14 protein-coding genes are annotated in these 12,934 nt (G+C 46.8%); all 14 read left to right on the top strand.

Features of this window, described 5'->3' with window-relative positions:
* Positions 1-172: 172 nt before the first annotated feature.
* The 14 genes from rho to glyA all read left to right on the top strand — a co-directional run bounded on the left by rho (position 173) and on the right by glyA (position 12,692).
* Positions 173-1,438 (top strand): transcription termination factor Rho, encoded by a 1,266-nt coding sequence (gene rho, locus JK635_RS13130; RefSeq protein ID WP_202654421.1) that lies wholly within the window; start codon positions 173-175, stop codon positions 1,436-1,438.
* 197 nt (positions 1,439-1,635) lie between these two features.
* On the top strand, positions 1,636-1,842 hold the full coding sequence (gene rpmE, locus JK635_RS13125) for a 50S ribosomal protein L31 (protein WP_202654420.1): 207 nt from the start codon (positions 1,636-1,638) through the stop codon (positions 1,840-1,842).
* Positions 1,843-1,958: 116 nt separating this feature from the next.
* The gene (locus JK635_RS13120) at positions 1,959-2,579 is read left to right on the top strand and encodes a thymidine kinase (RefSeq protein WP_202654419.1); all 621 of its coding nucleotides are present in this window, start codon (positions 1,959-1,961) and stop codon (positions 2,577-2,579) included.
* Between the two features lie 301 nt (positions 2,580-2,880).
* Positions 2,881-3,390, top strand: coding sequence for a hypothetical protein (locus JK635_RS13115; RefSeq protein ID WP_202654418.1), 510 nt, complete (start codon positions 2,881-2,883; stop codon positions 3,388-3,390).
* 385 nt (positions 3,391-3,775) lie between these two features.
* Positions 3,776-4,849, top strand: coding sequence for a peptide chain release factor 1 (gene prfA / locus JK635_RS13110; RefSeq protein ID WP_202654417.1), 1,074 nt, complete (start codon positions 3,776-3,778; stop codon positions 4,847-4,849).
* Positions 4,842-5,747, top strand: a complete 906-nt coding sequence (gene prmC, locus JK635_RS13105; RefSeq protein ID WP_202654644.1) for a peptide chain release factor N(5)-glutamine methyltransferase — start codon at positions 4,842-4,844, stop codon at positions 5,745-5,747. Before prfA ends, prmC begins: the two co-directional genes overlap by 8 nt.
* A gap of 286 nt (positions 5,748-6,033) precedes the next feature.
* Complete coding sequence (gene spoIIR, locus JK635_RS13100) at positions 6,034-6,879, top strand: stage II sporulation protein R (RefSeq protein WP_202654416.1); 846 nt, start codon at positions 6,034-6,036, stop codon at positions 6,877-6,879.
* Positions 6,880-7,160: 281 nt separating this feature from the next.
* On the top strand, positions 7,161-7,607 hold the full coding sequence (locus JK635_RS13095) for a GNAT family N-acetyltransferase (RefSeq protein WP_202654415.1): 447 nt from the start codon (positions 7,161-7,163) through the stop codon (positions 7,605-7,607).
* Positions 7,608-7,796: 189 nt separating this feature from the next.
* Complete coding sequence (locus JK635_RS13090) at positions 7,797-8,846, top strand: L-threonylcarbamoyladenylate synthase (protein ID WP_202654643.1); 1,050 nt, start codon at positions 7,797-7,799, stop codon at positions 8,844-8,846.
* A 221-nt stretch (positions 8,847-9,067) separates the two neighbouring features.
* Positions 9,068-9,625 (top strand): manganese efflux pump MntP, encoded by a 558-nt coding sequence (locus JK635_RS13085; protein ID WP_202654414.1) that lies wholly within the window; start codon positions 9,068-9,070, stop codon positions 9,623-9,625.
* Between the two features lie 77 nt (positions 9,626-9,702).
* Positions 9,703-10,149: a low molecular weight protein arginine phosphatase gene (locus JK635_RS13080; RefSeq protein WP_202654413.1), complete on the top strand. Its 447-nt coding sequence runs from the start codon at positions 9,703-9,705 to the stop codon at positions 10,147-10,149.
* 162 nt (positions 10,150-10,311) lie between these two features.
* Positions 10,312-10,758 carry a ribose 5-phosphate isomerase B gene (gene rpiB, locus JK635_RS13075; protein WP_202654412.1) on the top strand — a complete coding sequence of 149 codons (447 nt, stop codon included), beginning with the start codon at positions 10,312-10,314 and terminating at the stop codon, positions 10,756-10,758.
* A 23-nt stretch (positions 10,759-10,781) separates the two neighbouring features.
* Complete coding sequence (locus tag JK635_RS13070) at positions 10,782-11,348, top strand: TIGR01440 family protein (RefSeq protein WP_202654411.1); 567 nt, start codon at positions 10,782-10,784, stop codon at positions 11,346-11,348.
* A 102-nt stretch (positions 11,349-11,450) separates the two neighbouring features.
* Complete coding sequence (gene glyA, locus JK635_RS13065) at positions 11,451-12,692, top strand: serine hydroxymethyltransferase (RefSeq protein ID WP_202654410.1); 1,242 nt, start codon at positions 11,451-11,453, stop codon at positions 12,690-12,692.
* Positions 12,693-12,934: the final 242 nt, after the last annotated feature.

The following is a 12,934-nucleotide window of genomic DNA, read 5'->3' as shown; positions in this document are numbered from 1 at the left end:
GATTAATAATTAGCTAAGAGGGTAAAATAGAAATTGTTTTATACATTATGCATAATTTCTGCAAATCTATTCATTTCATTTTTAACTTCTATTCTAATTCCTCTTTTTTTAATAAAACCATCTCCCGCTCTTTTGCGGTAAGGACGGAAAAATTTAAAAGCGTGGTGTACACATGGATTTAACAATTTCAAGTTTAGAAAATATGAAGCTGAAGGAGCTTTACGAGCTGGCCCGCGAATATAAGGTGACCTATTACAGCAAGCTAACGAAAAAAGAACTAATATTCGCGATTTTAAAATCTCGTGCTGAACAACAGGGGTATTTCTTCATGGAAGGCGTCCTGGAAATCATCCAATCGGAAGGGTTCGGTTTTCTGCGTCCGATTAATTATTCGCCAAGTTCGGAGGACATTTATATTTCTGCCTCGCAGATCCGCCGCTTTGATCTTCGCAACGGCGACAAAGTGTCCGGAAAGGTACGTCCGCCGAAGGAAAATGAACGTTATTTTGGCTTGCTGCACGTTGAAGCGGTTAACGGCGAGGATCCGGAATCTGCCAAAGAACGCGTCTATTTTCCGGCGTTAACACCGTTATATCCAAACCGAATGATGCGTCTGGAAACATCGCAAAAAAATCTTTCCACGAGAATCATGGATTTGGTGGCCCCGGTCGGGTTTGGCCAGCGCGGCTTAATTGTGGCCCCGCCAAAAGCCGGTAAAACGATGTTGCTGAAGGAAATTGCCAACAGCATTACGACCAACCATCCGGAAGTGGAATTAATCGTCCTATTGATCGATGAACGTCCGGAGGAGGTCACCGATATTGAGCGCTCCGTTGCTGGCGATGTCGTCAGCTCGACGTTTGATGAAGTACCGGAAAATCATATCAAAGTTGCCGAATTGGTACTTGATCGGGCGATGCGTCTGGTCGAGCATAAACGCGATGTCGTCATTCTCATGGATAGTATTACCCGTCTTGCCCGTGCCTATAACTTAGTGATTCCGCCAAGCGGCCGGACCCTTTCCGGTGGTATCGACCCAGCAGCCTTCCACCGTCCGAAGCGGTTTTTCGGGGCAGCCCGGAACATCGAAGAAGGCGGCAGCTTGACGATTTTAGCAACAGCTCTTGTTGACACTGGTTCACGGATGGATGACGTTATTTATGAGGAATTTAAAGGGACAGGCAATATGGAGCTGCATCTGGACCGTTCGCTTGCCGAACGCCGCGTCTTCCCGGCAATTGATATCCGCCGCTCCGGTACCCGTAAAGAAGAATTGCTGATTCCAAAGGATCATTTGGACAAACTATGGGCCATTCGCAGGTCGATGTCCGATTCGCCGGATTTTGCCGAGCGTTTCTTAAAAAAATTGCGGCAGACAAAATCAAATCAGGAATTTTTTGAACAATTGGATATGGAGCTCAAAGCACGTCGCTCGTAAGCCTGTTTTTCACACCGGAACTGGTTCATCTTTTAAAAAAATAATTGCTGTACCTAAAAATCCCAGCTTGCAAAAGTGGTAATGCGTTGGTATAATAGCATCAGTGTGTTTATAGTCACTTAAGTGCCTGTTTTAGACAAGCACGTTGTTCGATAACTCTGTTTCAGAATGATTCAGGGCGGAAGGAGATGAAAAGAATGAAAGCAGGAATTCATCCTAATTATAAAAAAGTAATGGTGACTTGCGCTTGCGGCAACACTTTCGAAAGCGGATCAGTAAAAGAATCCATCCGTGTTGAAACTTGCTCTGAGTGCCATCCGTTCTATACAGGTCGTCAAAAATTCGCAGAAGCTGGCGGACGTGTTGATCGCTTCAACAAGAGATATGGCCTTAAGCAAAAGTAATGATGCAAAAAAACAGGCAAGAAGAAATTTGACTTGCCTGTTTTTTATTGGAAAAACTATTGTTCACTAAAATGAAATTTAAGATTAGGGTTCGTAACAGGAAGGAGACGCCATTTATGTATGTGATGAAGCAAAGTGGCTGGGTTGAGGTTATCTGTGGCAGTATGTTTTCTGGAAAATCGGAGGAATTGATTCGCCGTGTTCGCCGTGCGCAATTTGCCAAACAAAAAATTGCTGTATTTAAACCAAAAATTGATAATCGCTATAGCGAACAATCCGTTGTATCCCATAATGGTTCTTCCTTTCATGCGAAGCCAATTTCCCATTCTATCGAAATTTTACACCATGTCGAGGCTGATATGGACATCATTGCGATCGATGAGGTTCAGTTTTTTGATGAAGGCATTGTCCGCGTCGTGCAGCAGCTGGCAGATCGTGGTCATCGGGTGATCATTGCCGGGCTTGATCAGGATTTCCGCGGCGAGCCATTCGGCTCGATGCCGATGCTAATGGCGATTGCCGAGTCAGTTACCAAGCTGCAGGCCGTTTGTGCTGTTTGCGGTTCGCCCGCCAGTCGGACACAACGGCTGATTAACGGCCGTCCGGCATCCTACCATGATCCGGTTATCTTAGTGGGAGCCGCTGAAAAATATGAACCACGCTGCCGTCATCACCACGAAGTGCCGAAAACCGCAGTTTACGAAGCGAGTGCAGACGCCGCCGGTTCAGGTGTCTGATTTATTTGCGAAAAAAACTGTCCAAGATATGTGTCTTGGGCAGTTTTTTTATACGGATTATCACGGATTTTATGCCGATTTTTAGATCCACTAAAGGGGTTTTGCCAGTATTCGCTGCAAATTGGATGGTAAAAGGGGGAAAGGTACCGGTAAAGTCTCAAAATCCGTCGGTAACCACCTTCAAACTGCGACAACCAATAAAGGCCTCCCGTTGCCAACTTAACCATCCTGTTGGAAACAATTCACATGTACAGTTCCAGCCGTGACTAGGGCAAGATAATAGCAATGGGAGGTGTACAACATGAAAAAATGGCTGTTTCCTATGTTCATCATGCTGTTAATGTTCACAGCTGGATGTCAAAACGCCAATCGCAGTGCCGATGATACCGCCTACGATTTGCGCAAAGATAACAGTCCGCCCAATTATATGTCAAACCGCTCCGAAGCCCGAAATCATAACCCGGATTTCGTCGCCAACCGCGGCAAGGACGAGCGGCACCTGGTCGAAAACGACATCACCAACCAAAACCCGAATTTTCTTGATTTGGACCGAACCGGCAGCGGCGGTGAAGCAGGTGCCGGTAATCAGGGCAATGATCTTAACAAAGCGAAGGCTGTGATTGCCGCAACCGATGAGTTCGTCCCCGATTCTATCTGGATTAATGGCGACCGGTTGTGGGTGTCTGTTTATAAAAAAGGAATGTTGTCCGATCGCGGGAAAATTGCCGCCGAAGCCCGCCTTCATAAAAAACTGGTCAAAGCCCTGCCGCGATACCATATCGAAGTCCGGGTAAATGAAGATAGAAGATAGCATGCTCTGAAATCAGGGCATGTTTTTTATGGTCACTTTAGTCTTCCACAGTCTTTTAGGCTGTGGGTTTTTTAGCTACCGTGTAAGTATAACTATTTTTTGTGGTGCCTCGCTGATTTTGCGCTGTATGGTGGACTAATAGAAAAGAATACAATTTTTCCGAATTGTATTCTTTCCTATGCCGCATCAATTCACTGCGCCTCATGAACCGTCCTTAAGGAATCGCCAGTCGACAAGTTTTCATTTAATATTTTTTCCTAAATGGCTTTTAAAAATGATTTTGGTTTTGACCTGCGTTTTTTCCTATACTATAATTAGAATGTTATGGCTTAAAAAACGAACAAAATTTTTATATAGATGCAGACTAATTATCGAGGTGAATAAAGTGTTTGATCGTCTCCAATCTGTGGAAGATCGCTATGAGCGATTGAATGAGCTTTTAAGCGATCCGGAAATTATCAATGATGCTAAAAAGCTGCGGGAATATTCAAAAGAACAGGCCGATATTCAAGAAACGGTGCAAACCTATCGGCAATATAAAGAGGCCAAATCTCAGCTTCAGGATGCCAAGGCCATGCTGGACGAGAAGCTTGATGCTGAAATGCGGGAAATGGTAAAAGAGGAAGTAAGCGAACTGGAGTCAAAAATCGCTCAATTAGAGGAACGCTTGAAAATCCTGCTGATTCCCAAAGACCCGAATGATGACAAAAACGTCATTATGGAAATCCGCGGTGCTGCCGGGGGAGAAGAGGCAGCGCTGTTTGCCGGTACGCTTTACCGCATGTACTGCCGTTATGCTGAGTCCCAAGGCTGGAAGACAGAAGTAATTGATGCAAATGAAACCGGCTTGGGCGGCTTCAAAGAGATTATTTTTATGATCAACGGAACTGGGGCCTACTCCCATTTGAAGTTTGAAAATGGTGCTCACCGCGTTCAGCGTGTCCCGGAAACAGAATCTGGCGGCCGGATTCACACATCGACGGCCACCGTGGCGGCTCTGCCGGAGGTCGAAGAATTCGATATCGAGATTAATGAAAAGGATATTCGTTTTGATACATTTGCATCCAGCGGTGCCGGCGGACAGAGCGTAAACACCACGATGTCTGCGGTGCGCTTAACCCATATACCGACCGGAATTGTCGCCACCAGCCAGGATGAGCGCTCGCAGCATAAAAACCGCGATAAAGCGATGAAAATCCTGCGCGCGCGGATTTACGATAAATTCCAGCAAGAAGCCCAGGCGGAATACGATCAAGTGCGGAAATCAGCAGTTGGTACCGGCGACCGTTCGGAGCGGATTCGGACCTATAATTACCCACAAAACCGCGTCACCGACCACCGGATTGGCTTAACGATTCAAAAGCTTGATCAGATCATCGAAGGCAAGCTCGATGAAATTATTGAAGCGCTCATCCTTGATGACCAAGCGAAACGATTGGAAAATGCCTCCAATGAGTAAAAAGGTATTTGAAGCTCTGAAATGGGCTTCTTCTTTTTTATTGGCGGCCGGTCGCGATGCCAATGCCGGGGAATTGCTGCTCAGGCACTTCAGCGGGATGTCCCGGACGCAGCTGTTTGCCAATATGAGAGAAGATTTGACAGGTGAAGTATGGGCGCAATTTGCTGCTGCGGTGGAAAAGCATGTTCAAGGGGTCCCGGTGCAATACATCATTGGCTCCGAGGAATTTTACGGTCGCACTTTCCTCGTCAATCCCGCTGTCCTGATTCCACGACCGGAAACGGAAGAGCTCGTCTATGGCGCCCTGCAACGAATCGGGCGGCTGTTCGATACTACCACAAACAAAGAGCTTACAATAGCCGACATTGGCACAGGCTCAGGGGCCATCGCTATCACGATGAAACTGGAGTCCGAAGCAAACTGTCCACCTGGGGCGGACAAATGTCCACGAAGGGTGTCAGGCACCGATATTTCTACGGAGGCGCTGGCGGTGGCGCGGGAGAATGCAGCAAGGTTGGGGGCGGATGTGGAGTTTTTGCAGGGGGATTTGCTTGCGCCGTTTATCGAGCGTGGTGAGCGGCTTGATGTCGTACTGTCGAATCCGCCGTATATTCCGCTTCGTGATATGGAATGGATGTCAGAGGTGGTCACGGAGCATGAGCCGCACAATGCCCTGTTTGCCGGAAAAGACGGGCTTGACTTTTACCGCCGCTTTATGGTGGAGCTGCCGCAGGTGCTCGCTCCAAAAGCGCTCGTCTGCTTTGAAATTGGCGCCGGACAGGGCGACGTTGTGGCCGAAATGTTGCGAACGACATTCCCCGGCGCCTTTGTCGAGGTTGTTCATGATATTAACAGCAAGGATCGAATGGTGTTTGCTGAAATCGGCTTCGGAGCTTAGCACTCTGAGGCCTTTTTTGGTTGCTGGGAAATTTCCCAATCTCTTCTATGTCGCAGCAATTCAACAACGCCTCATGAACCGCCCTAACGAACTCGCCACTCGGCGCGTATTCATTTATAAAAAAACAGCATTCATCCTGGGTTGGCCTTGGTTACTGTGGCTTCTATTGTGAAGGCGATTGCCGATGGCTTTTCCTAATTTTGAAAAAACTAGATTTTTAAAAATTACTAGTTTAAGATTCTGGCATTTTGTCCACAATGTTGATAGGGAAGGGACGGTGCCAAAGATGAGGAGTAAATTATTAGTTTGGGGATATTTATGTGTTTTGTCGTTAGCCACGGTGCTAAATTTATATATACCAAAAACCGAAGCGGTCGCGAAGGAATCCATTGTGATTCCGGGGGAAGCGATTCGCCTCAGGATTCTCGCCAACAGCGACTTTGAGGAAGACCAAAGAATTAAGCGGAAAGTCCGCGATGCCGTCAATGCCAAAGTCGAGCTTTGGGTCAAGGATCTGACTTCCATGGAAAAGGCGCGCAAGGTTATCAAGGCTAAATTGCCAGAGATTCAAGCCATTGCCGAAAAAACGGTTAAAGAACAAGGATCGCACCAGTCGGTCAAAGTCGAGTTTCGCAAGGTTCAGTTTCCTACCAAGCTATATGGACAATTTTTATACCCCGCAGGGAAATATCAAGCCATCTTAATCACTTTAGGCAAAGGTGAAGGCGCCAATTGGTGGTGCGTCCTCTATCCGCCATTATGTTTCCTTGACTTTTCCAATGGAGTTGCCGTCAGCAGTGATGGGTTTGAAGAAAAGGAAGCTGCAGTGACAAAGGATGATGGAAAAAATAAGATAGCTAAAACAACGGAGCAAGCTGTCAAAGACGACGGGAAAAACCACGTCGCTGAAGAATCCCAGGATCAGACAGAATCAAAAGCGAAGGAAAAGCCCGGTCATAACGAGGAAAAAGCAGCAGAGGAAAAGTCTAATCATAACGATAAGAAGACAGATTCTAAAAAACAAAAGAAGACGGATACCACGGCTAAAAAAGCTCCAGTGTACACGAAAGACGATGAGCAGCCAGTGAAAGTAAAATTTTTCGTAGCCGAGTTATGGAAAAAGATTTTTTAAGAACCAGTATGGATGATTTGCTACAGTTGACGGGTAAAAGTAATTTTTAGACGGGTAAATCGTAAAATTGGGCAGGTAAAATCACAAATTAGACGGGTAAAACCAAAAATCTGGCGGGTAAATCGAAAAACTAGACGGGTAAAATCCAACACAAGTTTAAACCTTCATTTTCCCACTTCACCCTTTCTTCTGTTCATTAGATAAATTACTAGATTTGCCGTTCTATTTTGTCTCTTTTTTCATATTCATAGAATAGAATTGAAAAAATGGGGTGGATGAAGATGCCAGGGATAATACGAAAGGCAGAAATAGAAGATTTGGAACGAGTACAACAGTTTCTTAGGCGGGCGAATCTAGGGACGGAGGGACTCACTGCGGAAACGATTGCCTCCTTTTTTATCAAGGAGAATGATAATGAGGAGATTAGCGGCACGCTTGGAATCGAAGTTATTCAAGGTATCGGGCTATTGCGGTCGCTGGTCGTTTCACCGGGACATGTGGAAGAGGAAATCATCGACCTATTAGACAAAATGGTTCAGTTGGCAATCGAAAAAGGAATCGACCGCATATTTCTTGCAACAAATAAAGCAGCAACAGTAGCGTTCTTTGAATTGCTAGGTTTTAAACGTGTCGAACGAGAGGAGCTGCCGCAGGAGTTTGATCACTCAGAACACATTCGACATGTTTTAAATGTGGATAACTCACTATTTTTAAAACTTTCATTATAAGTTTGTGGATATTTCACCATAGTTATCCACTTTTTCATAGGACTTATACACAATTTGTGGATAAAAACTTGTATTTATGCCCACCTTCTTTTATACTTTCAGACGTATTAAGAGAAAAATATGTGTCAAAGTGCCTAGATTCGTCAAATTTCGATAAGGGCCATACAGACTCATAAAGGTGGAACAATGATGGAAACAAAGGTTTGGAAAGTGGATAAGTATGTGGACAAATTAGAAAGTAATCCACATATTGTGGATGCTGCTCATTTTTTGCGGGATAATGAAGTTGTTGCGCTGCCGACGGAGACCGTTTACGGACTTGGAGGCAATGCCGAAAGCGATGAGGCTGTGGAGAAAATTTATGCTGCAAAAGGCCGGCCGGGGGATAATCCGTTAATTATCCACATTGCTGATCGGGCTCAGCTGGATCAATTTGTTGCCGAAGTGCCAGCAACCGCCGAACGGTTGATGGACAGCTTCTGGCCGGGACCGCTGACGATTATTTTTAAAAAGAAACCAGGTGTTCTGTCAGAGAAAGCGACAGCAGGACTCGAAAGTGTTGCCGTTAGAATGCCGGATCATCCGGTGGCATTGGCGTTATTTCGCCGCTGTGGACTGCCAATTGCCGCACCGAGTGCTAACAGTTCAGGGAAGCCCAGTCCGACAACAGCCGCTCATGTGATCGACGACCTTAATGGAAAAATAGCCGGTGTCCTTGATGCCGGTCCAACCGGAGTCGGTGTGGAGTCGACGGTGGTAGACTGCTCCGAGGGAATACCAGTCATTCTCAGGCCGGGCGGGGTCACGAAAGAACAGCTGGAGGCGGTAATTGGGGAGGTTCGCATCGATCCGGCCCTGACAAAAGCTGAAGGAACAGCCCGGCCGAAAGCCCCGGGAATGAAATACCGCCACTACGCGCCGAATGCCCCGCTCTATTTGGTGTCAGGCACCAGAGCATTTTTGCAACGATTAGTGGATGAAAAACGACGGGAAGGTTTACGGGTTGGGGTGTTGACAACCGAGGAATTTACCGCTGAATTCTCCGCCGAAGAGGTTCTTGCCTGCGGCCGAAGAGCGGAGCTGGGGACGGTGGCGGCGTCGCTTTATGACACCCTGAGGAAGTTTAATCAAGCGGGTGTAGATATTATTTTTAGCGAAATGTTCCCGACCACAGGCGTTGGGCTCGCCATCATGAACCGCCTGCAAAAAGCAGCCGGAAACAAAATCATTAAGGAGTAAACACCAGCGGGCAGACTGGTGTTTTTTCTTGGCCAGATAGGAAAGTATAAAAACTTTCTTATCCGGCATAAGTGTAACTACGCCTCATGAACCGCCTTAAAGGCTCGCCAATCGGCGAGTTTTCAGTTGATTGAAAAACCTACTCCCCCACTATTTCTGCCTTCTAAATCCTGATGGACGTGCATATGCTGAAATAGTTAGTCCAAGGGGGCGGAGCACGAATGACAGAATTTGTGGGAGAAATCATAACGCTAACCATCATGGCAGCAGCACTAGGAATGGATGCCTTCTCAGTTGGACTTGGGATGGGGATGTATAAACTGCGGCTGCGGAAAATTTTTGAAATCGGCCTGGTGATTGGCTTGTTCCATGTCATCATGCCACTGGCCGGCATCCTTGCCGGAAAATTGCTATCGGAAAATTTCGGTGCGCTTGCTTCATGGATCGGGGGCTTGCTGCTGATCCTATTAGGAGTGCAAATGATTTGGTCAAGCTTCCAAAAAGAAGCGGTGAGTGCGATTACGCCGGCGGGTGCCGGTCTTTTGTTATTTGCCTTTAGCGTCAGCCTCGATAGTTTCTCCGTCGGCCTGACATTGGGAATTTACGGTGCGAAAACGGTCCTGGTCCTTTTAATCTTTGGGATCTTGGCCACTATGCAAACCTGGGCGGGTCTGTTGCTGGGAAAAAAAGTAAGGAGCTGGATTGGTACATATAGTGAGGCGTTGGGCGGATCGATTCTCCTGGCCTTCGGAATCAAACTGCTGAGCACGTTCTGGTAACCGGAAAGACATTTTTTACAAGACAAGCATTATGGTAAAATATAATGAACGACATAATTCTGAAAGGGGCAACCATTATGCGGCACATTTTGTTTGTCTGTACCGGCAATACATGCAGGAGCCCGATGGCGGCGGCGATCCTGAAACATCGGAACATTGACGGAGTCGAAGTCAAATCTGCGGGTATCTTTGCGGCCAATGGCGGCGATGCTTCAGCACACGCCAAACAGGTACTAAAGGACAACAAGCTTTCTTACCAGCATCGCTCACAGATGTTAACAGGCGCAGAGGTCGACTGGGCCGACCTCATCATAACGATGACTGACGCTCATAAGCGTTCAATCCAGCAGCAATACCCACAAGCCGCAGAAAAAGTATTTACACTAAAGGAATATTCCGGTGAAGCAACCAACCTCGACGTCACCGATCCCTACGGCGGCGACTTGGAGCAGTACGAGAAAACATTCCACGAGCTGGAAAGACTAATTGATCAAATGATTGAAAAAATAACAGCAGAACCATAAGCTCTCCGCTAAAGTGAGGGCTTTTATTTTTCATAGAAAAAAGGGGCCGCAACCTCTCCGCGAAGTGATACATTAATTTTCCTAAATCGGCTTCGATTACTTTAACTTTTCCAAGCTGTATGTCAAAATGAAGACAGATAAACGATTTAGGAGGAATTTGACATGAGAGTAGCTATAGCATCTGATCATGGCGGGATCCATATCCGCAAGGAAATCGCCAGCTTGCTGGACGAATTAAAGATTGAATATGTGGACTTTGGCTGTGACTGCGAGGGCTCGGTCGATTATCCGGACTATGCTCTACCGGTTGCCGAAAAGGTGGCCAGCGGCGAGTTTGATCGCGGTATTTTAATTTGCGGAACGGGGATTGGCATGTCCATCGCGGCCAATAAGGTGAAAGGCATCCGCTGCGCTCTTTGTCATGATACGTTCAGCGCTAAGGCAACACGGGCCCATAATGATAGCAACATTCTCGCGATGGGGGAGCGCGTCATCGGACCCGGGCTGGCACGGGAAATTGCGCAAGTCTGGCTGACCGGGAAGTTTGAAGGCGGCCGCCACGCGGGTCGCGTTGGTAAAATTTCCGCATACGAAGAAAAACATCTATAAATTCATGAGAAAGGACGACCAGGATGATTCACGAATGGGAAAAACAGTTGGCAACGATTTTAACTGAATTTAACGAGCAGGCAGCACTTAAACCGGGTGAACTCCTCGTCGTAGGCTGCAGTACCAGCGAGGTCGTCGGTCAGCGAATCGGAACGGCCGGAACCTTCGAAGTGGCCGAAATGATTTTTCAAACATTGAAGAAACTGCAGGAGAAAACAGGCATTGACCTGGCATTCCAATGCTGTGAACATTTGAACCGTTCGCTGGTCGTTGAACGGACTGTTGCCGCCCGCCGAGGGTTTGAGGCGGTATCCGTCATTCCCGTCCGAAAAGCTGGCGGGGCCATGGCAACCTATGCGTTTGATCACTTGGACGATCCTGTTGTCGTTGAATTTGTCAGGGCAGAAGCGGGCATTGATATCGGTCAAACCTTAATTGGCATGCATCTAAAACATGTTGCTGTGCCGATTCGGGTGACGCAGAAGACGGTTGGCAGCGCCCTAGTGACATTGGCAAAAACGCGGCCAAAGCTGATTGGCGGTGCCAGAGCCGTTTATGAGCGGAAACAAGAAAATTCCAGCTGCAGTTAAAATTCCCCTGGTTATACCTTTCTTTTAAAAAAAAACATGTTACAATGAAGAAGGAATTTTCACACTGTTTTGCTTTTTACATAATCAAGGGGGTTTGTCATTATGAAGCATTTGTCCCAAGCGGACGAGCAGGTTTTCCAAGCGATCCAGCTGGAACTGGGCCGTCAGCGTGCGAAAATTGAATTAATCGCCTCGGAAAACTTTGTCAGCGAAGCCGTGATGGAGGCGCAAGGATCTGTTTTAACGAATAAATACGCGGAAGGATACCCGGGACGCCGTTATTATGGCGGCTGTGAAAACGTTGATATTGTAGAAAATTTGGCTCGTGACCGGGCGAAGCAAATTTTCGCTGCGGAATATGTGAATGTGCAGCCGCACTCAGGAGCTCAGGCAAATATGGCCGTCTACTTTACGGTGCTTGAGCATGGTGATACCGTTCTTGGGATGAACTTGTCGCATGGCGGTCACTTAACCCATGGCAGTCCGGTTAACTTCAGTGGTATTCAATATAACTTTGTTGAATATGGTGTCGATGAAAAAACACATCGTATCGATTATGAGGATGTTCGCGCCAAAGCTCTCGAGCACAAGCCAAAGCTGATTGTCGCCGGTGCCAGCGCGTACCCGAGGGAAATTGACTTTGCTAAGTTTCGCGAGATTGCCGATGAAGTCGGTGCTTATTTGATGGTCGATATGGCTCACATTGCCGGTCTTGTTGCTGCAGGTTTGCATCAAAACCCGGTTCCATATGCCGACTTTGTCACCACGACCACTCATAAAACACTTCGCGGACCACGCGGCGGGATGATTCTCTGTAAAGAAGAATTTGGTAAGAAGATTGATAAATCAATCTTTCCGGGAATTCAGGGCGGTCCATTAATGCATGTTATCGCTGCAAAAGCGGTTGCCTTTGGCGAGGCGCTGCAGGACAGCTTTAAAGAATATGCCAAAAACATTGTGGCCAATGCTAAGCGCTTGGCGGAAAGCCTGCAAAAAGAAGGCTTGACCCTCGTATCCGGTGGCACGGACAATCACCTGCTGCTAGTGGATGTTTCGAAAATTGGCTTAACTGGTAAGACCGCTGAGCATGTCCTTGATGAAATTGGCATTACGGTCAATAAAAACACGATTCCATTTGACAGCCAAAGCCCGTTTGTAACCAGCGGAATTCGCATCGGTACGGCAGCAGTAACAACGCGTGGATTTGGTTTTGCGGAAATGGATGAAATTGCATCCATTATTGCTTTCACATTGAAAAACCATGAAGATGAGGCAAAACTTGCTGAGGCGCGTAAACGTGTTAATACGTTAACTAACAAGTTTCCGCTTTATCCCGAATATTAGCTTCCAGAATCGGCCTAACTAGTAGTAGTGGGCCGATTTTTTTCGATGTAGTTCCTCAAATATCAGCCAGGAACGAGCTTTTTTGAGTTTCGTAGAAATTCCGAGGCGCTTGTGCTTGTATGAGTAAAATTAATGTGGGCAAAATTTAACCCCTTCATTTGGTGAGGGATTGTCAGATCGCTCACCAAATAAAGGGGCCACCAAGCGAAAGCGCGGTAGTGTTCTAAGCTAAATACATGAAA

Source organism: Neobacillus paridis (assembly GCF_016765675.1).
Taxonomy (GTDB): domain Bacteria; phylum Bacillota; class Bacilli; order Bacillales; family Cytobacillaceae; genus Neobacillus; species Neobacillus paridis.
The sequence above is the reverse complement of the archived record's forward strand: the minus strand, read 5'-3'. Positions and strand labels throughout refer to the sequence as shown.

Bases quoted from the DNA above. Each gene is read 5' to 3' on its own strand.
- rho (WP_202654421.1), top strand. From the start codon at position 173: ATGGATTTAACAATTTCAAGTTTAGAAAATATGAAGCTGAAGGAGCTT.
- rpmE (WP_202654420.1), top strand. From the start codon at position 1,636: ATGAAAGCAGGAATTCATCCTAATTATAAAAAAGTAATGGTGACTTGC.
- JK635_RS13120 (WP_202654419.1), top strand. From the start codon at position 1,959: ATGTATGTGATGAAGCAAAGTGGCTGGGTTGAGGTTATCTGTGGCAGT.
- JK635_RS13115 (WP_202654418.1), top strand. From the start codon at position 2,881: ATGAAAAAATGGCTGTTTCCTATGTTCATCATGCTGTTAATGTTCACA.
- prmC (WP_202654644.1), top strand. From the start codon at position 4,842: ATGAGTAAAAAGGTATTTGAAGCTCTGAAATGGGCTTCTTCTTTTTTA.
- spoIIR (WP_202654416.1), top strand. From the start codon at position 6,034: ATGAGGAGTAAATTATTAGTTTGGGGATATTTATGTGTTTTGTCGTTA.
- JK635_RS13095 (WP_202654415.1), top strand. From the start codon at position 7,161: ATGCCAGGGATAATACGAAAGGCAGAAATAGAAGATTTGGAACGAGTA.
- JK635_RS13090 (WP_202654643.1), top strand. From the start codon at position 7,797: ATGGAAACAAAGGTTTGGAAAGTGGATAAGTATGTGGACAAATTAGAA.
- JK635_RS13085 (WP_202654414.1), top strand. From the start codon at position 9,068: ATGACAGAATTTGTGGGAGAAATCATAACGCTAACCATCATGGCAGCA.
- JK635_RS13080 (WP_202654413.1), top strand. From the start codon at position 9,703: ATGCGGCACATTTTGTTTGTCTGTACCGGCAATACATGCAGGAGCCCG.
- rpiB (WP_202654412.1), top strand. From the start codon at position 10,312: ATGAGAGTAGCTATAGCATCTGATCATGGCGGGATCCATATCCGCAAG.
- JK635_RS13070 (WP_202654411.1), top strand. From the start codon at position 10,782: ATGATTCACGAATGGGAAAAACAGTTGGCAACGATTTTAACTGAATTT.
- glyA (WP_202654410.1), top strand. From the start codon at position 11,451: ATGAAGCATTTGTCCCAAGCGGACGAGCAGGTTTTCCAAGCGATCCAG.